The sequence below is a fragment of the Streptomyces sp. NPDC000983 genome (assembly GCF_040299205.1).
Classification (GTDB): domain Bacteria; phylum Actinomycetota; class Actinomycetes; order Streptomycetales; family Streptomycetaceae; genus Streptomyces.
In genome coordinates, this window is sequence record NZ_JBEPBM010000022.1 from 67894 (window position 1) to 86786 (window position 18893).

Sequence of the window (18893 nt, forward strand, 5' to 3'; positions counted from 1 at the left end):
CGGAGGGCTGAAACCGCTCTGAAGCCGTGCTGAACCGCCGGGGCCGCAAGCTCTGCGGCATGACGACGACACCACAAGAGCTCGCGATCGCAGCCACCGGACTGCGCAAGGCGTACGGGGACAGGACCGTCCTCGACGGCATCGACATCCAGGTGCCCGCCGGCACGGTCTTCGCCCTCCTCGGACCGAACGGGGCGGGCAAGACCACCGCCGTCAACATCCTCTCCACGCTGATCTCCGCCGACGGCGGGCAGGCCAGTGTCGGCGGTCACGACGTCGCCGCCGAGGCGCAGTCGGTGCGGCGGGCGATCGGAGTCACCGGCCAGTTCTCCGCGGTGGACGGTCTGATCACCGGCGAGGAGAACATGCTCCTGATGGCCGACCTGCACCATCTCCCGAAGGGTGAGGGACGCCGGGTCACCGCCGAACTGCTGGAGCGCTTCGACCTCGTGGAGGCGGCGAAGAAGCCCGCCGCCACCTACTCGGGCGGTATGAAGCGCCGTCTCGACATCGCCATGACCCTGGTCGGCAGCCCGAGGATCATCTTCCTCGACGAGCCGACCACCGGACTCGACCCGCGCTCGCGGCACACCATGTGGCAGATCATCCGGGAACTGGTCTCGGGCGGCACGACGGTCTTCCTCACCACGCAGTACCTGGAGGAGGCGGACCAGCTCGCCGACCGGATCGCGCTGCTCAACGGCGGCAGGTTCGTGGCGGAGGGCACGGCCGAGGAGCTCAAGCGGCTCGTTCCCGGCGGTCATGTGCGGCTGCGCTTCTCCGACCCGGCGGTGCACGAGCGGGCGGCCACCGCGCTGCGCGAGACCACCCGCGACGACGAGGCGCTCACGCTCCAGGTGCCCAGCGACGGAACCCAGCGGGAGCTGCGCGCCATCCTCGACTGGCTGGACGCCGCCGGGGTCGAGGCGGACGAGTTGTCGGTGCACACCCCGGACCTGGACGACGTCTTCTTCGCACTGACCGGCGGCGAGGCCCACGCCACGACGACCGGCAGCGACACCACCCACGCCACCACGGACGGCGCCACCGCCGGCCGACTCAGCGACACCCACCCCAACGGCAAGCCCGCCCCCGCCCAGAAGGAGACCGCCCGATGAGTACCGCCTCCCACGCCCTCCGCGACAACATGACCATGCTGCGCCGCAACCTGCTGCACGCGCGCCGCTATCCCTCCCTGACCCTCAACCTCCTGCTCACCCCGGTCATCCTGCTGCTGCTCTTCGTCTACGTGTTCGGGGACGTGATGAGTGCGGGCATGAACGGCGGCACCGCCGACCGCGCCGACTACGTCGCCTACCTCGTGCCGGGAATCCTGATCATGACGATCGGGGGTACCGCGCTCGGCACCGCCGTCTCCGTGTCGATGGACATGACCGAGGGCATCATCGCCCGCTTCCGCACCATGCCGATCTCGCGGGCCTCCGTGCTGATCGGTCATGTAGTGGGCAGCGTGATCCAGACGCTGATGGCGCTGGCGCTGGTGCTGGTCATCGCCGTGGCGATCGGGTTCCGCCCGAACGCCACGCCGGTGGAGTGGATCGCGGCGGCCGGGCTGCTGGCCCTGGTGAGTCTCGCGCTGACCTGGATCGCGGCCGGCATCGGCCTGGTCTCCCCCAACCCCGAGGGGGCCAGCAACATCGGGCTTCCGCTGATGGTGCTGCCGCTGCTGGGCAGCGCGTTCGTGCCGGTGGACCTGATGCCGGGCTGGTTCCGCTGGTTCGCCGAGTACCAGCCCTTCTCCCCCTGCATCGAGACGTTGCGCGGGCTGCTGCTCGGTACCGGGATCGGCACCGTCAACGGGCTGCTGGCACTCGGCTGGTGCCTGGGCCTGAGCGTGGTGGGCTACCTGTGGTCCAAGGCGCAGTTCAGTCGTGAACCGCGGCAGTGAGTTCGCTCAGGGCCGCGGCCCGCAACTCCTCCCGCCCCAGGGCGGCGTACCTCGACTTCGCGTCGGTGTACGCCGCCCCGTCGGCGTTCCCGGCGGCTTGGCGGGACCGGTCGAGGGACAGGGTGGGGAACTCCCGCACCACCGGCATCCGTTCAGCCAGTGCGACCAGCCGTACGGCGGAGGAGTCGCCGGTGGCCAGGCCGGCGAACCCGAGGGCCAGCAGAACCGTGCCGTACACGGGCAGGTCCGCCGGGGTCGGCCCCTCGCCGGAGGGACCGGACAGCTTGGCGAGCAGGCGTTCTCGCAGGTCGCCGGCGATCCAGGCGACCGGCTCCAGCCGGCCGTGCTGGGCGTGCGCCGCCAGTGCGGCCGACCGCACCTGGATCTCCCAGGTGTCCACGAACGGGTCCTCGCCCCGGTCCGGGCCGTCCGCCCCCAGCCGGTCGACGGCCCGGCGCCACAGGCCGAGCCCGATCTCGGTGAGCCCGCGGGCGAGCGCGATCTCCGCGCGCGCGGGCAGGTCGAGGGTGAGGGCCTCGCTGGCCTCCGGCTGCCGGCCCTCGGCGGCCAGCTCCCGCCAGTACTCGGCCTCGTCGATCTCACCGCGCTGGAGGCAGGCGAGCACCAGCGCCCAGCGGATGCCGACCAGGTCCGACCAGTCGCCGAACTCGCCGAGCTCCTCCAGGGCGGCCCGCAGATGCCGGTAGGCCTCGTCACCGCGTCCGGACTGCAGGCACAGCGCGCTGATCCTGCCGTGGCCGAGCATCTGCATCGCGGGATTGCGCAGCGGTCCCAGCTCACGGAGCATCCGGCGGGCGCACTCCAGTGCCCGCTCCGTGTCGTGCTCGGACTCCCAGACGTAGCCGGCGACCCCGGCGGCGATGCCCGCGAGCATGGGCTCCTCGGAGTCGCACAGCTCCTGGAGGCGGGTGTACTGCGGCGGGTACATGTCGGGGACGGCGCACAGCAGGACGGCCATCGCCCGCAGCAGCGTGTCCGGCGGGGCGGGCGGCAGCCTGCGCAGGGTGACGAGATGCCGTACGGCGTGCGGGCCGTGGCCCATGAAGAGGCTTGCCGCGCAGATCGCGGCGGCGCTGCGGGCGGGCTCCAGGTCCTCGGGGCCGGGACGGAAGTGGGAAAGCGGGCCGCCGGTGTCCCCGGCGAGCCGGGCCAGCCGGGCGTAGCTGTTGTCGGTGGTCCACAGACAGGCCAGCACGGCGGTGAGCGCCGCGATGGTGGGGCCGTCTGCGCGGGCCAGGCCGTGGCGGAGCGCGGTGACGAGGTTGTCCTGCTCGGACCGGATGAGGCGCCAGTGGGCCAACGGATCGCTGCGGAACAGCACATCGTGGTGGGCCCGGCCGAACTCCCGCGCCCAGGCGACGAACCGGTCGGTGACGTCCGCGTCCTCACCGGCCTCGCTCCGGCGCGCGGCGCTGAACTCCCGCAGTGTCTCCAGCATGTGGAAGCGCACTCCGGAGGGGCTGTCACCGGCCTTGATCAGTGACTGACCGGCGAGCTGCTCCAGCAGGTCCAGCGTGTCCGGGGCACCGCCGAGCAGGTGCTCCGCCGCGTCCGCGGTGAAGCCGCCGGGGAAGACCGACAGCGCGCGCAGTGCCGTCCGGCCCTCGGGCTCCAGCAGGTTCCAGCTCCACTCGACCACCGCCTGGAGGGTGCGGTGCCGCTCGGGCGCGTCGCGGGCGCCGCCGCGCAGCAGCGCGAAACGGTCCTGCAGGCGGCGCGAGATGTCGGCGACGGACAGGACCCGGACCCGGGCCGCGGCCAGTTCCACGGCCAGGGGCAGACCGTCGAGGTGACGGCAGACCTCGGCGACCTGTCCCGCGTCCAGTTCGACGCCGGGGCGGGCGGCCCGGGCCCGCTGTGCGAAGAGTTCGGCCGCGGTCGCCGCCGACAGCTCCGGCAGGGCGTACACGTGCTCCGAGGAGAGACCCAGCGGGGCCCGGCTGGTGGCCAGTACGCGCAGCTCCCGGGAGCGCGACACCAGGGCCTGTACGAGGTCGGCGGCGCCGCCGACGACCTGCTCGCAGTTGTCCAGCACCAGCAGGGCGGGCCCGGCGCCGAGGGCGCCGGCGATGCCGCCGGCCACGTCCTGGTCGGTGCCGCCGGTGAACTGGCGGCCCTCCCCCACCCCGACCGCGGAGGCGACCTCACCGGCCACGTCGGAGTCGGCGGTGACGCCGGCCAGGCTGACGAAGTGCACCACGGGCTGCTCGGCCGCCCGGCTCACCGCGTGCGAGAGCCGTGTCTTGCCGAGCCCGCCGGGGCCGACGACGGTGACCACCCGGGACTCGCGCAGCAGCCCGGAAACGGCGGCGATGTCGGTCTCCCGCCCGAGCAGCGGGTTCGGTTCGTGCGGGACGCCGTGGCGTACGGGGGCGGCGTCGGCCCGCAGCAACTCCTGGTGCACGGAGCGCAGTCCGGGCCCGGGGTCGGTGCCGAGTTCGTCGCGGAGCCTGCGGCGGTAGACGTCGTAGCGGCTCAGGGCCGCCGCGCGGCCGGCGGTGGCGGCCTCGCAGCGCAGGAGTTCGGCCAGGACCTCCTCGTCCCGCGGTGCTTCCCCGGCCAGCCCGGTCAGCGGGGCGACGGCTTCCTCGCGGCGCCCGGTCCTGGCCAGCGAGAGGGCCCGGGAGCGGGCCAGTGAGCGGTGTGCGCGGATCCGGTCGGTGCGCAGTGCCACGACCGGGTCGGTGAGTTCCTCGCCGGCGCCGGCGCCGAGGCTCCCGTCCCACAGCGCGAGGCCCTCCTCGGCCGAGGCTAGGGCGTCCGCGTGGTCCCCGGCGCGGGCGCGCTCGGTGCTCGCGGCCTCGTGCAGGAGCAGCGCGGCGCTGTCGACCTGCCGCTCGTCGAGCGCGAGCCGGTACCCGGTGGGCGTGCTCAGGATCAGGTCGGCACCGAGTTGCGCCCGCAGCCGTGACACCAGGACCTGTACGGCCTTGCCGGGCCGCTCGGGCTGTTCGTCCGGCCACAGCCCCTCCACCAGCCGGCCCGTGCTGCACCCGGAGCGCAGTTCGGCCGCGAGCAGCGCCAGCAGGCCGCGCAGCCGGGGCGCGGTGATCTCCCGTCCGTGCCAGGCGACTCGGGACAGCAAGGTCAACTCTGTGGTCACGCGTGAAGACTAACCACGCCTGTCGCCACCCGGGCACCGGGCGGTGTCAAATCGGTAGCTCTGCGGATGAGTTGCCAGGTCAGACAGCTCGTAGCGAAACCGTTGCCGTTCCGTCGGAACTCACCCACAGCGAGCGCATAGTGTGTGATGCCGTTCCCGGTCCCCGTCACGCGGGCCGTGGAGCGCGGCACACGCCGCCAAGTTCGTTCACCTCAGGGGGAGTCAGCTCATGCGATCGATACGGCCGTCGTTCACCGCTCGCCGGGGAAGGGGCGCACGGCGCAGAACCCTCCCCCTGTCGTCCGCCGTCGCCCTCGCCGCGGTCCTCGCGCTCACGGCCACCGCGTGCGACTCGGGCGGTGCCGAGGCCGGGGGCGGGGCCGATTCGTCGGCGGCGGCCGGTGACGACAAGATCTCGATCCCGGACGACATCAAGGACCGGCTCAAGGAGCACGGGATCGACATCGACCAGTGGAAGGACGGCGCCTGGAAGAACTGGAACAAGGACGACTGGCTGCGCGAGGCCGAGGACTTCGTCAACCCGATCATCGAGGACCTGTGGGACCCGGACCGGATGCGGGACGCGGAGGAGCCCGACCAGGCCGTCGACGACGCCGACCTCTCGGGCGACGAGGGCGTGACCGACCCGACGCCGGCCCCGGTCGAGGCGCAGGCGGTTCCGGCCAAGTACCACGACAGCGTGCCGACGGCCGGCAAGGTGTTCTTCGACGCGCCCGAGGGCACGATGGTCTGCTCGGCGACGGTGGTGGCGGACCCGGCGAACCCGGGCAAGTCCAACCTCGTGTGGACGGCCGGGCACTGTGTCCACGCGGGCAAGGCCGGCGGCTGGTACCGGAACATCGCGTTCGTGCCGTCGTACAACAACGACGTGATGGAGACGGCGGCGCTGGAGAGCGCCACCCGCGAGCAGGTCGCCCCTTATGGCGTCTGGTGGGGTGACTGGGTGCAGACCTCCGACCAGTGGATCGAGCAGGGCGGCGCGACCGGCGGGGACGGCGCGAGCTACGACTTCGCGGTCATCCATGTGACGCCGGAGGAGGGCAGCGGCGGCAAGTCGCTGGAGGAGATGGTCGGTTCGGCGCTCCCGGTGGACTTCAAGGCCCCGGCCGTGCCGCAGGTGGACAGCATCACCGCGACCGGATACCCGGCGGCCGCTCCGTTCGACGGGCAGAAGATGTACCAGTGCCAGGACAAGCCGGGACGGCTGTCGCTGGCGAAGGCGGACCCGACGATGTACCGCATCGGCTGCACCATGACGGGCGGTTCGTCGGGCGGCGGCTGGGTCGCGACGGGGTCGGACGGCAAGCCCGCGCTGGTCTCCAACACCTCCATCGGCCCGGTGGAGTCGGGCTGGCTGGCCGGACCGCGCCTCGGTGACGTGGCCAAGGGCATCTTCGACGAGGTCAGCGGCAAGTTCGCCGGCCGGTGACGGCCTGAACCGAGGCGTACGGCGGCGGGGAGCCTTCACGGTCCCGCCGCCGTACGCCTTCAACTCCCCGGGCACAGTGGGGTGTCGCGCGCCCGGGGCACACGCGATCTCATGGACCGTGACACCCGAACGTGCCCGGGGCACGCTCGATTCAAGTGACAGCAGTTCTACGGGGGTTCACCGCACCATGCGTTCCACACGTACCCGTCTCGCCGCCGGGGCCCTGCTCGCGGCGATGGCGCTGACCGCCACCGCGTGCGGCGGTTCCGGCGACGACGAGGCGAGCGACAAGCCCAGCGCCTCGAAGACCGCGGAGCAGGACAAGCCGGCGGTTCCGGAGGGCATCGCCGACCGGCTCAAGGAGCACGGCATCGACGTCGACGCCTGGGCGGACGGCGGCTGGCAGGACTGGGACAAGGACAAGTGGCTCAGTGAGGCGAAGGACTTCGTCAACCCGGTGATCGAGGGCCTGTGGGAGCCGGACCGGATGCGGTCGGCGAAGGCGGCCGACAAGACCCTCTCCACCAAGGACGCCTCCGCCGACCAGGGCGTCAGCGACCCGGAGCCGGCGCCCGTGGAGGCGACGGCGGAGAAGACGCCGTACCACGACAACGCGGCGCCGGTCGGCAAGGTGTTCTTCGACTCGCCCGACGGTCCCGCGGTGTGTTCCGGCACGGTCGTCAAGGACGTCAACCACCCGGGGAAGTCGAACCTGGTGTGGACGGCGGGGCACTGTGTCCACGCGGGCGGTGAGGGCGGCTGGTACCGCAACATCGTCTTCGTCCCGGCCTACAACGACCTCGGCGGCTCCGAGGCCGAGCTGAGCAACGCCGGCGCCGCCGAGATCGCCCCCTACGGCAACTGGTGGGCGGACTGGGCCTCCACCTCGACCGAGTGGATCGAGGGCGGCTCGTCCAGCGGCGGCGCGGGGGCCGCGTACGACTACTCGGTGCTGCACGTGAAGCCGGAGCAGGGCGCGAAGTCCCTGGAGGAGACGGTCGGTGCAGCGCTGGACGTGGACTTCTCGGCGCCGTCGGCGACCGAGTCCGGCACGATGGGCGCCTGGGGCTACCCGGCGGCGGCGCCGTACAACGGTCTGAAGATGTTCAAGTGCCTCGACCGGGCGGGCCGGCTGTCGCTGAGCCCGACGCTGCCGACGATGTACCGGATCGGCTGCACGATGACCGGCGGTTCGTCCGGCGGGGGCTGGTTCCGGGTGGTCGGCGGGGAGACCAAGCTGGTCTCGAACACCTCGATCGGCCCGCAGGACAACACCTGGCTGGCCGGACCGCAGCTCGGCAAGAGCGCCGAGGCCCTCTACCTGAACATGAGCGAGACCTACGGCGGTCGGTGACGAACGGCGAAGGCCCGCCCCCGCTCAGGAAGCGGGGGCGGGCCTTCGTACGGTCCGCTAGGCGGCCGGGGTCGGCACGTACGGCGTCAGTTCCGCCGCCAGCTCCTCGTGCACCCGCACCTTGAGCAGGGTGCCCTCCGGGGTGTGCTCCTCGGAGATCACCTCACCCTCGTCGTGCGCGCGGGCGACGAGCTTGCCGAGGGTGTACGGCACGAGCGCCTCGATCTCGACCGAGGGCCGGGGCAGCTCGTTGTCGATCAGCGCGAGCAGTTCCGCGATGCCCTGGCCGGTGCGGGCCGACACCGCGAGGGCGCGCTTCTCGATCCGCATCAGCCGCTGCAGGGTGAGCGGGTCGGCCGCGTCGGCCTTGTTGATCACGACGATCTCGGGCACGCCGGTGGCGCCGACGTCCCTGATCACCTCGCGCACGGCGGCCAGCTGCTCCTCCGGGTTCGGATGCGAACCGTCGACCACGTGCAGGATCAGGTCGGACTCGCCGACCTCCTCCATCGTGGAGCGGAACGCCTCGACCAGGTGGTGCGGCAGGTGCCGGACGAAGCCGACCGTGTCGGCCAGCGTGTAGAGCTGGCCGCTCGGGGTCTCGGCCCGGCGGACGGTCGGGTCGAGGGTCGCGAACAGCGCGTTCTCGACCAGGACGCCCGCGCCGGTCAGCCGGTTGAGCAGGGAGGACTTGCCGGCGTTGGTGTATCCGGCGATGGCGACCGAGGGCACCTTGTGGCGCTTGCGCTCCTGGCGCTTGATCTCGCGGCCGGTCTTCATGTCCGCGATCTCCCGGCGCATCTTCGCCATCTTCTCGCGGATACGGCGCCGGTCGGTCTCGATCTTGGTCTCACCGGGGCCACGGGTGGCGAGGCCGCCGCCCTTGCCGCCGCCCATCTGCCGGGACAGCGACTGGCCCCAGCCGCGCAGCCGCGGCAGCATGTACTGCATCTGCGCGAGCGCGACCTGCGCCTTGCCCTCTCGGGACTTGGCGTGCTGGGCGAAGATGTCGAGGATCAGGGCCGTACGGTCGATGACCTTGACCTTGACGACGTCTTCGAGATGGATGAGCTGGCCCGGGCTGAGCTCACCGTCGCAGATGACGGTGTCGGCGCCGGTTTCGAGGACGATGTCACGCAGCTCGTGGGCCTTGCCGGAACCGATGTAGGTGGCGGCGTCGGGCTTGTCGCGGCGCTGGATGACGCCGTCGAGGACGAGGGCGCCGGCGGTCTCCGCGAGGGCGGCCAGCTCCGCGAGGGAGTTGTCCGCGTCGGCGGAGGTGCCCGTGGTCCAGACGCCGACGAGTACGACCCGCTCCAGACGGAGCTGGCGGTACTCGACCTCGGTGACGTCCTCGAGCTCGGTGGAGAGGCCCGCCACGCGGCGCAGAGCCGCGCGCTCGGAGCGGTCGAACTGGTCGCCGTCCCGCTCTCCGTCGATCTCGTGGCTCCAGGCGACGTCCTCTTCCATCAGGGCATCGGCCCGAAGACCGTCGGGGTAGGTGTGCGCGAAGCGCTGCGTGTCCTGGGAAGGGGAAGAAGAGGAGGTCATTGGGTCCTTACGTCGTTGAGGATTCCGGTGTACCGGTCATGGTGCACAACGTACGAGTGCCCCGGGAGATTCCCGCGGAACCGTTCGGGGGCTCCGTACCGCGCCGGCCCGATGATGGTCGCACGGGACGGGGCGTCTCGTCATCGGCTTATCCGGTGGACGCGGCCGGCGCGGGCGCGGCGGGCTTCCAGTCCGGGTGGCCCGGCATGGGCGGGGTCTTCTCGCCGTACAGCCACGGGTGGAAGAAGGCGGTCAGGTCGCGGCCCGAGATCTCCGAGGCGAGGGCGACGAACTCGTCGGTGGAGGCGACGCCGTCCCGGTGGCGGGTGACCCAGGCGCGCTCCAGGCGCTCGAAGGAGGGGCGGCCGATCTCCTGGCGGAGGGCGTAGAGGACGAGGGCGGCGCCGTCGTAGACGTTCGGCCGGAAGATGCCGATCTTGCGGCCGGGCTCGGGGACCTTGGGCGCGGCGGGGGGTCCGCCGGCGGCGCGCCAGCGGTCGGAGGCGCCGTAGGCGGCCTTCATCCGGGCGGCCAGCGGGCGGTCGGCCTTCTCCTCGGCGTACAGCGCCTCGTACCAGGTGGCGTGGCCCTCGTTCAGCCACAGGTCGGACCAGGTGCGGGGGCTGACGCTGTTGCCGAACCACTGGTGCGCCAGCTCGTGCACCATGATCGACTCGACGTACCAGGCGGGGTAGGCGGGCTCGGTGAACAGGCCCTTCTCGAAGAGGGAGAGGGTCTGCGTCTCCAGTTCGAACCCGGTGGACACGTCCGCCATGAGCACGCCGTACGTCTCGAAGGGGTAGCGGCCGACCTTGGTCTCCATCCAGGAGATCTGGTCCGGTGTCTTCGCCAGCCACGGTTCGAGGCTCTCGCGGTCCCGGCCGGGGACGACGTCCCGCAGCGGCAGTCCGTGCGGGCCGGTGCGGCGCACGACGGCGGAGCGGCCGATGGAGACCTGGGCCAGCTCGGTGGCCATCGGGTGCCGGGTGCGGTACGTCCAGGTCGTCGCCGCGCGCTTGCGGTCCACGTCGGTGGCGAGGCCGTTGGCGACGGCGGTGTAGCCGTTCGGGGCGGTGACCCTGATGGTGAACATCGCCTTGTCGAAGGGGTGGTCGTTGCCGGGGAAGACCAGGTGGGCGGCGTCCGCCTGGTTGGCCATGGCGAGTCCGTCGGCGGTGCGCACCCAGCCGGTCTCGCGGCCCTCGGGGGGCGTGGGGTCGCTGGTGTGCCGCACGGTGACCCGCATCCAGCTGCCGCTGGGGAGCGGGTCGTCGGGGGTGACGACGAGGTCCTCGCCGGCGGTGGTGAAGGCGGCGGGTTCGCCGTCGAGTTCCACGGAGTCGATCTCGCCGTGCGCGAAGTCGAGGTTGACGCGGTCGAGTTCGGCCGTGGTCCAGGCGTCGATGGTGGTGACCGCCCGCAGCGGTTCGGTGTTGGTCCCGGAGTAGGTGAAGGAGAGGTCGTACGACGCGACGTCGTAGCCGGGGTTGCCCAGGTGGGGGAAGAGCCGGTCGCCGATGCCGAGGGGCTCGGCGGGGGCGCCCGCGGCGACGAGGCAGACGGTGACGGCCGAGGCGAGGAGCGCGGTGGCCTTGCGGGGGATGTGCGGCATGGACCACCGCTACCAGCGCGGACGTCCGGCGCGGCGGCGACGCGCGACCGGCCCACTCGAACGGGGTCCTCCGCGGCGGCGGGACCGGTCCTACGACACGCCGGGCTGGGTCTGCGTCCGGCTCACGTCGTACACGCCCGCCACGTTGCGCATGGCGCGCATCAGTGCGGGAAGGTGGGCCGCGTCGGGGAGTTGGAGGGTGTAGGTGTGGCGCACCCGCTGCTGGGTGGGGGGCTCCACGGTCGCCGAGACGATCTCCGCGCCCTCCAGGGCCATGGCCTCGGTGAGGTCCGCCAGGAGGTGCGGCCGGACGAACGATTCGGCGACCAGGGTGACCCGGCACTCGGTGGTGTCCCCCCAGTGCACCCCGACCTCGGCACGGCCCGAGCCGGTCATCCGGGCCACGGCCGCGCACTGGACGCGGTGGACGGTGACCGCGCCCCCGCGCACCGGGAAGCCGGTGATCTCGTCGGGCGGCACCGGGGTGCAGCAGCCGGCCAGGCGGGCCGTCGCGCCCGGCTGCTCGACGACGACGTCGACCGCCGGGCGGGCCTGTACGGAGCCCTCGACCGAGAGGGCCTCGGTAGTGGGGCGGGGGGCGGCCGCCGTGTCGTCCGGGCGCCGCTCCTCGTCCTCGTGGGTGGGGTGGGCGGCCAGCCAGCGCTGGATGGCGATGCGGGCGGCCGGGGTGGTGGCGTGCTCCAGCCACTCCCGGGAGGGCTCGGAGGCCGGGTCCTGGCCCATGAGGAGCTGGACCGTGTCGCCGTCCCGGAGCACGGTGCTCAGGGTCGCCAGCCGGCCGTTGACGCGGGCGCCGATGCAGGCGTGGGCGTCCTCGCCGTACTGGGCGTAGGCGGCGTCGACGCAGGTCGCGCCCTCGGGCAGGCCGAGGGTGCCGCCGTCGGGGCGGAAGACGGTGATCTCCCGGTCCTGGGCGAGGTCCTCACGGAGGGTGGACCAGAAGGTGTCGGGGTCGGGCGCGGCCTCCTGCCAGTCCAGGAGGCGGGAGAGCCAGCCGGGGCGGGTGGGGTCGGCCCGCTCGCCGTCGACGGGCTCGTCGGAGGAGGGGGCGTAGGGGTTGCCGAGCGCGACCACGCCGGCCTCGGCGACCTTGTGCATCTGGTGGGTGCGGATGAGGACCTCGACCACCTGCCGGTCCTCCCGCGCCACGGCCGTGTGCAGGGACTGGTACAGGTTGAACTTCGGTACGGCGATGAAGTCCTTGAACTCCGAGACCACCGGCGTCATACAGGTGTGCAGTTCACCGAGGACGCCGTAGCAGTCCGCGTCCTCCCCCACCAGCACCAGCAGCCGTCCGAAGTCGGCGCCGCGCAGCCGGCCGCGCTTGCGGGCCACCCGGTGCACCGAGACGAAGTGCCGTGGCCGGATGAGGACTTCGGCCGGGATGTCGGCGTCGCGCAGCACGCCGCGCATCTCCTCGGCGACCTCGGCGAGGGGGTCGTCGGCGCGGGAGGCGTTGTCGACGATCAGCTCGCGGGTGTGCTCGTACTCCTCGGGGTGGAGGATCGCGAAGACCAGGTCCTCCAGCTCGGTCTTGAGGGCCTGGACCCCGAGGCGCTCGGCGAGCGGGATGAGGACGTCCCGGGTGACCTTGGCGATCCTGGCCTGTTTCTCGGGGCGCATCACGCCGAGGGTGCGCATGTTGTGCAGCCGGTCGGCGAGTTTGATCGACATCACGCGGACGTCGCTGCCGGCGGCGACGAGCATCTTGCGGAAGGTCTCCGGCTCGGCGGCGGCGCCGTAGTCGACCTTCTCCAACTTCGTTACGCCGTCGACGAGATAGCGCACGTCGGCGCCGAACTCCTCGCCGACCTGATCGAGTGTCACCTCGGTGTCCTCGACGGTGTCGTGGAGCAGCGAGGCGGTCAACGTGGTGGTCTCGGCGCCGAGTTCGGCGAGGATCAGGGTCACCGCGAGCGGGTGCGTGATGTACGGCTCGCCGCTCTTGCGCATCTGGCCGCGGTGCGAGGACTCGGCGAGCACATAGGCGCGGCGCAGCGCTTCGAGGTCGGCGTCGGGGTGGTGGGCGCGGTGCGCCTCGGCGACGTGGCCGATGGCGTCGGGCAGCCGGTCGCGGGCGGCCGGGCCGAGCAGGGCGGCGCGGCCCAGGCGCCGCAGGTCGATCCTGGCCCGCCAGCGCGGGGCGGTCCCGGTCATCGGACCGGGCGTCGCGGGGTTCGTGGCCTCCGCACTCATGGGCACCTCCGGCTGCGTGGACCGGCGGACGGGGTGCCCCATGGCGGACACGGCTCAGGAGACTGGCAACGGTCTCCCGTCCGGGCCGGTGCTTGATGCTACCGAGCCCATCACGCCCGGCTGACCGCCTCTCGCCGAGCGTGAAACGGATCACCCATTCGAGCGATGGTTCGCAGGTTTACGGTTTCGAGCGTGCCACCTGCGGCCGACCGGGGTTTCGATCCCGGGCCGGACGGCCGCGGAGGACGCGCGTCCGCCGTACGGGCGCCCGGCACACCGATATCAAGTCGTTGCGTGGTTCATCCACCGAGGCCGAGCAGCCAGTCCGGGTCGATCTCGCCCTCGGCGACGATCACCGCGGGTCCGGTCATCTCGATCTCGCCGTCCGGGCGCTCGGTGATCACCAGGGTGCCGCCGGGCACGTCGACGGTGTACGTCACCGGAGCCCCGGTGACCGCCGGGTCGGCGCCGTCCCGGCGCGCGGCGGCCACGGCGACGGCGCAGGCGCCCGTACCGCAGGACCGGGTCTCGCCGGAGCCGCGCTCGTGCACGCGCAGGGCGACGTGGCGGGGTCCGCGGTCGACGACGAACTCGACGTTCACGCCGTCCGGGTAGGCGGAGGCGGGGCTGAACGGGGGTGCCGTGTACAGGTCGCCCGCGTGCGCGAGGTCGGCCACGAAGGCCACCGCGTGCGGGTTGCCCATGTTCACGTTGCGCGCGGGCCAGCTGCGCTCGCCGACGCTCACCGTGACGTCTCCCTCGGGCAGCAGGGCGCGGCCCATGGCGACGGTGACGTCCCCCTCGGCGGATCCGTCGCCGGACCCGGCCTTGGCGATGTGCACGCGCTTGACGCCCCCGCGGGTGGCGACGGCGAGGTCGCCCTCGGTGACGTGTCCGGCGCGCTGGAGGTAGCGCGCGAAGACCCGCACGCCGTTGCCGCACATCTCGGCGACCGAGCCGTCGCCGTTGCGGTAGTCCATGAACCACTCGGCCTCGGCCGCCAGGTGCGCGGCCTCGGGGTGGGCGGCGGACCGCACGACGTGCAGCAGGCCGTCACCGCCGATGCCCGCGCGCCGGTCGCACAGGGCGGCGACGGCGGAGGGGGACAGGTCGACGGCGTTCTCGGGGTCGGGGACGATCACGAAGTCGTTCTCGGTGCCGTGACCCTTGAGGAAGGCGATCCGCGTGCTCATGCCCCGATCGTACGGTGCCGCACCGGCAGCGGGAGAAATCGTGCGGTGCCGCACCACCGGCGAGGAAACGGTGCCGGGGCTCAGCGCAGCCGGGCCACGCGCCAGACGGCGAGGACCACCACGACGGCGACGACCAGCGCGTAGGCGAGGACCAGCCGCCAGTCCGGGCGCCGGCCCGAGCCCCGCGAGGGCAGTCCGGGCCAGGTGTACCCCACGCGGCGGGCGGCCATCATGCCCCAGCCGGCCGCGCACGAGCAGATCAGCAGGCCCAGCATGGCGATCACGGCGCCGCTGTCGCCGAAGTCGAAGGCCAGCGGGAAGGCGAACATCAGGGAGCCGACCGCGGCCAGCGAGACGATGGGGGCGAGCTGCCAGATGCGCATCCTGCGCTGCGGGCGCAGCTCCACCTCGACCTCGGGGCCGCCGGTGAACAGCTCCTCCGGCCCGGGGCCGTCGGCGGTCACGCCGCCCTGGATCTCGTCCGGCCCGTCCGGGCTCAGACGGTCGCCGTCGTGCTCCGTTTCACCCCGGCCGCCGGTGACGGACTCGGTGTCTTCTGCGGTGTCGCGAGGGCCGGCCTCCATCGCCACGCGCCCTCCCAACTCGGACTCCACTTGGTCGATCGAAGCTCGATGATGGCACGCCGCCGGAGGCCGCGATGACGGCCGGAGCGTCCCGATGCCATGACGTGATCAGGCTGTAACCGGTCGTTCGACCAACGCCAGCGCGAGGTGCGGAAGTTCCGTGAGGTCCGCCGCGGCCCCACTCAGCCAGTGCACCCGCGGGTCGCGTCTGAACCATGAATCCTGACGGCGCGCGAAGCGTTTGGTGGCGCGTACGGTCTCGGCCCGGGCCTCGTCCATGGTGCACTCCCCGGCGAGCGCCGCGAGGACCTGCTGGTAGCCGAGTGCGCGCGAGGCCGTACGCCCCTCGGCGAGCCCCCGCGCGCTCAGTGCGCGCACCTCGTCGACGAGTCCGGCGTCCCACATGCGGTCGACCCGGCGGGTGATGCGGTCGTCGAGTTCGGGGCGGGCCACGTCGACGCCGATCTGCACGGTGTCGTAGACGGAGTCGTGGCCCGGGAGGTTGGCGGTGAAGGGTCGGCCGGTGATCTCGATCACTTCCAGGGCGCGGACGATCCGGCGGCCGTTGCTGGGCAGGATCGCGTGCCCGGCGTCCGGGTCGGCGGCGGCGAGCCGGGCGTGCAGCGCGCCGGAGCCGCGCAGGGCGAGCTCCTCCTCCAGCCGGGCGCGCACCTCGGGGTCGGTGCCCGGGAACTCCAGGTTGTCGACGGCGCCGCGGACGTACAGGCCGGAGCCGCCGACGAGGATCGGCCAGCGGCCCTCGGCGAGCAGCGCGTCGATCCGCTCGCGCGCGAGGCGCTGGTACTCGGCGACCGAGGCGGTGACGGTGACGTCCCAGATGTCCAGCAGGTGGTGCGGGACGCCCTGGCGTTCCTCCGGCGTCAGCTTGGCGGTGCCGATGTCCATCCCGCGGTAGAGCTGCATGGAGTCGGCGTTGACGACCTCGCCGCCGAGCCGCTGGGCGAGGAAGACGCCCAGGTCGGACTTTCCGGCGGCCGTGGGGCCGACGACGGCGATGACGCGGGGGGTGGAGGGTGCGCTGCTCACTGCGACAGTCTCGCAAACCTCGGAGAGTGACCACGAACGAGTTAGACGCCGAAGCGGGACTTCACCCTCCCTTGTACCGTTTCAGGTGTTATTAGCGTTATGGCACGAGAGAGGCGAACGATGGGTCTCCTGGACGGTCTGAAGGGCAAGCTCGGCCCGGCGAAGGGCAAGGTGTCCGACCTCGCCCACCAGCACGGGGGCAAGATCCAGCACGGTCTGGACAAGGCGGCCAGGGCCGTCGACGCGAGGACCAAGGGCAAGTACAGCGAGAAGATCCACACCGGCACGGACAAGGCGAAGGAGGCCGTGGACCGGTTCGCGCACAAGGAGCACGGGGAGCCCGAGGGGCCCCGCGGGCACAAGGGGCACGGCGAGCGCGGGCAGCACAGGGACGGGGGCACCGGCACCCCGCCGAGCAGCCCGCCGCCGGCGTCCTGAAGCCGACACCCGGCACCCGGCTCCCTGCCCCACGCACCCGGCGCGGCTACGACCAGGCCGCGACCACGTACCCGACCCCGTACGGCGCGCCCTCGTACAGCAGTGAGCCGGAGAGGCCGGCGTCCCGCGCCGCGCCCGCGAGCACCTGCCAGGGCGCCCGGCCGGACGCCTTGAGCTGCCGCGCCAGGTCCGCGTCCAGGGCCCCGAGCGCGGCGAGGTCCGCCGTGCCGAGGGCTTGGCCGGCGGCGGCGTCGAAGGGTTCCGCGCGCTCGTCGAGGTAGCCGGGCGCCTTGAGCGTGCGGCAGGCGCTGGCGTCGCCCATCACCAGCATCGCCACCCGGTCCGGGCCCGCGGCGATCTCGTTCCCGGTATGGATACACCGCTCGGCGGTCAGGAGTTCCGTCACCCCGAGGCCCTCGATCGGGGCGTCGGCCCATCCGGTGCGCTCCAGCAGCCAGGCGGCCACCGCCAGGGAGGACGGGAGCCGGCGTGCGGCGTCGGCCGCCTTCTCCCGCCCGAGGGTCACGTCGAGGTCGACACCGAAGCCCCGGAAGGAACCCGGCGCCCCTTCCGGGTGCGCCCCCCGCTCCTCCTCGGCGGCGGGCCCGACCACCACGAGGCGGTCGGGGCGCGAGGCGGCGAGCACGCCGAGCGCGTCCGCGCAGGCGGCGCGCGCCACGTCCAGCTCGGGCGCGGCACCCGCCGCGACCTCGGGCACGAGCAGCGGCGGACAGGGGCAGACGGCGGCGGCGACAAGCATGATCGGCAGGGTAACCCCGCCACCCGCCGGTGCGGGACCCCGCCACCCGGCAGGGTCCCGGCGTCCGGGTCAGTCGCAGCCGCAGCCGCTGCCCGTGGCCGCCGGCAGGGGCTCGGGCGCGCCGATCCTCGGCAGGCCGAGCATCACGCCCGCGGGCTTGGCGGCCGCGGCGGCGGTGCGCTTCTCCCAGGCGTCACCGGCACGCGTGCGGCGCACGTCGAGGACGGCGCCCTCGGCGAGCAGGTGGTGCGGGGCGGCGTAGGTGATCTCGACGGTGACCACGTCGCCGGGGCGGACCTGCTGGTCCGGCTTGGTGAAGTGGACCAGGCGGTTGTCGGGGGCGCGGCCGGAGAGGCGGTGGGTGGCGCCGTCCTTGCGGCCCTCGCCCTCGGCGACCATCAGCTCCAGGGTGCGGCCGACCTGCTTCTTGTTCTCCGCCCAGGAGATCTCCTCCTGGAGGGCGACGAGACGCTCGTAGCGCGCCTGGACGACCTCCTTGGGGATCTGGCCGTCCATGGTGGCGGCCGGGGTGCCGGGGCGCTTGGAGTACTGGAAGGTGAAGGCCTGGGTGAAGCGGGCCTCGCGGACGGCGTGCAGCGTCTGCTCGAAGTCCTCCTCGGTCTCGCCGGGGAAGCCCACGATGATGTCGGTGGTGATCGCCGCGTGCGGGATCGCGGCCCGCACCTTCTCGATGATCCCCAGGTAGCGCTCCTGGCGGTACGAGCGGCGCATGGCCTTCAGGACCGTGTCCGAGCCGGACTGCATCGGCATGTGCAGCTGCGGCATCACGTTCGGGGTCTCGGCCATCGCGGCGATGACGTCGTCCGTGAAGTCGCGCGGGTGCGGGGAGGTGAAGCGGACGCGCTCCAGGCCCTCGATCCTCCCGCAGGCCCGCAGCAGCTTGCTGAAGGCCTCGCGGTCGCCGATGTCGCTGCCGTAGGCGTTGACGTTCTGGCCGAGCAGGGTGATCTCGCTGACGCCCTCGCCGACCAGGGCCTCGATCTCGGCGAGGATGTCGCCGGTGCGGCGGTCCTTCTCCTTGCCGCGCAGCGCCGGGACGATGCAGAAGGTGCAGGTGTTGTTGCAGCCGACGGAGATCGACACCCAGGCCGCGTAGGCGCTCTCGCGCCGGGTCGGCAGCGTCGAGGGGAACGCCTCCAGGGACTCGGCGATCTCGACCTGCGCCTCCTCCTGGACGCGGGCGCGCTCCAGCAGGACGGGCAGCTTGCCGATGTTGTGCGTGCCGAAGACGACGTCGACCCAGGGCGCCTTCTTGACGATGGTGTCCCGGTCCTTCTGCGCCAGGCAGCCGCCGACCGCGATCTGCATGCCGGGGCGGGAGGCCTTGCGCGGGGCGAGGCGGCCGAGGTTGCCGTAGAGGCGGTTGTCGGCGTTCTCGCGGACGGCGCAGGTGTTGAAGACGACGACGTCGGCGTCGCCGTCGGCGTCCTCGGGGGCGCGGACGTAGCCCGCCTCCTCCAGCAGCCCGGACAATCGCTCGGAGTCGTGGACGTTCATCTGGCACCCGTAGGTGCGCACCTCATACGTTCGCTTGACGTCCACGGCGTGGCTCCGGTCGATGCTGCTGCTCATGGGTCAAGGGTAAGGGCGCTGCGGGGACGCCCTTCCCGCGCCGGTGCGGGAAGGGACGGCG

General features: G+C 72.7%; 14 protein-coding genes. 5 read left to right on the forward strand and 9 right to left on the reverse strand.

The annotated features are described in order from the left end of the window. The first annotated feature begins 59 nt into the window (after positions 1-59). Together ABT296_RS24295 and ABT296_RS24300 are read left to right on the forward strand one after the other, a co-directional pair. Positions 60-1118 carry an ATP-binding cassette domain-containing protein gene (locus tag ABT296_RS24295; RefSeq protein WP_351930722.1) on the forward strand — a complete coding sequence of 353 codons (1059 nt, stop codon included), beginning with the start codon at positions 60-62 and terminating at the stop codon, positions 1116-1118. Beyond that, on the forward strand, positions 1115-1909 hold the full coding sequence (locus ABT296_RS24300; protein WP_351930724.1) for an ABC transporter permease: 795 nt from the start codon (positions 1115-1117) through the stop codon (positions 1907-1909). Before ABT296_RS24295 ends, ABT296_RS24300 begins: the two co-directional genes overlap by 4 nt. On the opposite strand, the gene ABT296_RS24305 is transcribed toward ABT296_RS24300, so the two are convergent. Continuing rightward, the gene (locus ABT296_RS24305) at positions 1887-5033 is read right to left on the reverse strand and encodes an ATP-binding protein (RefSeq protein ID WP_351930726.1); all 3147 of its coding nucleotides are present in this window, start codon (positions 5031-5033) and stop codon (positions 1887-1889) included. The two genes, ABT296_RS24300 and ABT296_RS24305, sit on opposite strands and share 23 nt — an antisense overlap. Before the next feature lie 229 nt (positions 5034-5262). Between ABT296_RS24305 and ABT296_RS24310 the strand changes: the two genes are divergently transcribed. Together ABT296_RS24310 and ABT296_RS24315 are read left to right on the forward strand one after the other, a co-directional pair. Further along, positions 5263-6483, forward strand: coding sequence for a trypsin-like serine peptidase (locus ABT296_RS24310; protein ID WP_351930728.1), 1221 nt, complete (start codon positions 5263-5265; stop codon positions 6481-6483). A 187-nt stretch (positions 6484-6670) separates the two neighbouring features. After that, positions 6671-7837, forward strand: coding sequence for a trypsin-like serine peptidase (locus ABT296_RS24315; RefSeq protein ID WP_351930730.1), 1167 nt, complete (start codon positions 6671-6673; stop codon positions 7835-7837). Between the two features lie 57 nt (positions 7838-7894). Here the strand turns inward: ABT296_RS24315 and hflX are convergent, their stop codons facing one another. From hflX to miaA, 6 genes are all read right to left on the reverse strand, one after another. Next, complete coding sequence (hflX, locus tag ABT296_RS24320) at positions 7895-9388, reverse strand: GTPase HflX (protein ID WP_351930732.1); 1494 nt, start codon at positions 9386-9388, stop codon at positions 7895-7897. Between the two features lie 148 nt (positions 9389-9536). Beyond that, complete coding sequence (locus ABT296_RS24325; RefSeq protein ID WP_351930734.1) at positions 9537-11000, reverse strand: M1 family metallopeptidase; 1464 nt, start codon at positions 10998-11000, stop codon at positions 9537-9539. A gap of 90 nt (positions 11001-11090) precedes the next feature. Further along, positions 11091-13217 (reverse strand): RelA/SpoT family protein, encoded by a 2127-nt coding sequence (locus ABT296_RS24330; RefSeq protein ID WP_351930736.1) that lies wholly within the window; start codon positions 13215-13217, stop codon positions 11091-11093. A gap of 299 nt (positions 13218-13516) precedes the next feature. Continuing rightward, positions 13517-14410, reverse strand: coding sequence for a diaminopimelate epimerase (dapF, locus tag ABT296_RS24335; protein WP_351930738.1), 894 nt, complete (start codon positions 14408-14410; stop codon positions 13517-13519). Positions 14411-14490: 80 nt separating this feature from the next. Beyond that, positions 14491-14994 carry a hypothetical protein gene (locus tag ABT296_RS24340; protein WP_351930740.1) on the reverse strand — a complete coding sequence of 168 codons (504 nt, stop codon included), beginning with the start codon at positions 14992-14994 and terminating at the stop codon, positions 14491-14493. Positions 14995-15102: 108 nt separating this feature from the next. After that, entirely contained in the window at positions 15103-16041 is a 939-nt protein-coding gene (miaA, locus tag ABT296_RS24345) for a tRNA (adenosine(37)-N6)-dimethylallyltransferase MiaA (protein WP_351930742.1), read from the reverse strand. A 120-nt stretch (positions 16042-16161) separates the two neighbouring features. Here miaA and ABT296_RS24350 point away from each other — a divergent pair, with 120 nt between their 5' ends. Continuing rightward, entirely contained in the window at positions 16162-16479 is a 318-nt protein-coding gene (locus ABT296_RS24350) for an antitoxin (RefSeq protein WP_351930744.1), read from the forward strand. 46 nt (positions 16480-16525) lie between these two features. Here the strand turns inward: ABT296_RS24350 and ABT296_RS24355 are convergent, their stop codons facing one another. Together ABT296_RS24355 and miaB are read right to left on the reverse strand one after the other, a co-directional pair. Next, positions 16526-17239, reverse strand: a complete 714-nt coding sequence (locus tag ABT296_RS24355) for a class III extradiol dioxygenase subunit B-like domain-containing protein (RefSeq protein WP_351930745.1) — start codon at positions 17237-17239, stop codon at positions 16526-16528. 69 nt (positions 17240-17308) lie between these two features. Next, positions 17309-18832, reverse strand: a complete 1524-nt coding sequence (gene miaB / locus ABT296_RS24360; protein WP_351930746.1) for a tRNA (N6-isopentenyl adenosine(37)-C2)-methylthiotransferase MiaB — start codon at positions 18830-18832, stop codon at positions 17309-17311. Positions 18833-18893 lie beyond the last annotated feature (61 nt).

What these genes read in the sequence shown, in the direction of transcription:
- hflX (WP_351930732.1), bottom strand. Translation starts at nt 9,388, where the DNA reads ATGACCTCCTCTTCTTCCCCTTCCCAGGACACGCAGCGCTTCGCGCAC.
- ABT296_RS24340 (WP_351930740.1), bottom strand. Translation starts at nt 14,994, where the DNA reads ATGGAGGCCGGCCCTCGCGACACCGCAGAAGACACCGAGTCCGTCACC.
- ABT296_RS24355 (WP_351930745.1), bottom strand. Translation starts at nt 17,239, where the DNA reads ATGCTTGTCGCCGCCGCCGTCTGCCCCTGTCCGCCGCTGCTCGTGCCC.
- ABT296_RS24310 (WP_351930728.1), top strand. Translation starts at nt 5,263, where the DNA reads ATGCGATCGATACGGCCGTCGTTCACCGCTCGCCGGGGAAGGGGCGCA.
- miaB (WP_351930746.1), bottom strand. Translation starts at nt 18,832, where the DNA reads ATGAGCAGCAGCATCGACCGGAGCCACGCCGTGGACGTCAAGCGAACG.
- ABT296_RS24325 (WP_351930734.1), bottom strand. Translation starts at nt 11,000, where the DNA reads ATGCCGCACATCCCCCGCAAGGCCACCGCGCTCCTCGCCTCGGCCGTC.
- ABT296_RS24300 (WP_351930724.1), top strand. Translation starts at nt 1,115, where the DNA reads ATGAGTACCGCCTCCCACGCCCTCCGCGACAACATGACCATGCTGCGC.
- ABT296_RS24295 (WP_351930722.1), top strand. Translation starts at nt 60, where the DNA reads ATGACGACGACACCACAAGAGCTCGCGATCGCAGCCACCGGACTGCGC.
- ABT296_RS24350 (WP_351930744.1), top strand. Translation starts at nt 16,162, where the DNA reads ATGGGTCTCCTGGACGGTCTGAAGGGCAAGCTCGGCCCGGCGAAGGGC.
- ABT296_RS24330 (WP_351930736.1), bottom strand. Translation starts at nt 13,217, where the DNA reads ATGAGTGCGGAGGCCACGAACCCCGCGACGCCCGGTCCGATGACCGGG.
- dapF (WP_351930738.1), bottom strand. Translation starts at nt 14,410, where the DNA reads ATGAGCACGCGGATCGCCTTCCTCAAGGGTCACGGCACCGAGAACGAC.
- ABT296_RS24315 (WP_351930730.1), top strand. Translation starts at nt 6,671, where the DNA reads ATGCGTTCCACACGTACCCGTCTCGCCGCCGGGGCCCTGCTCGCGGCG.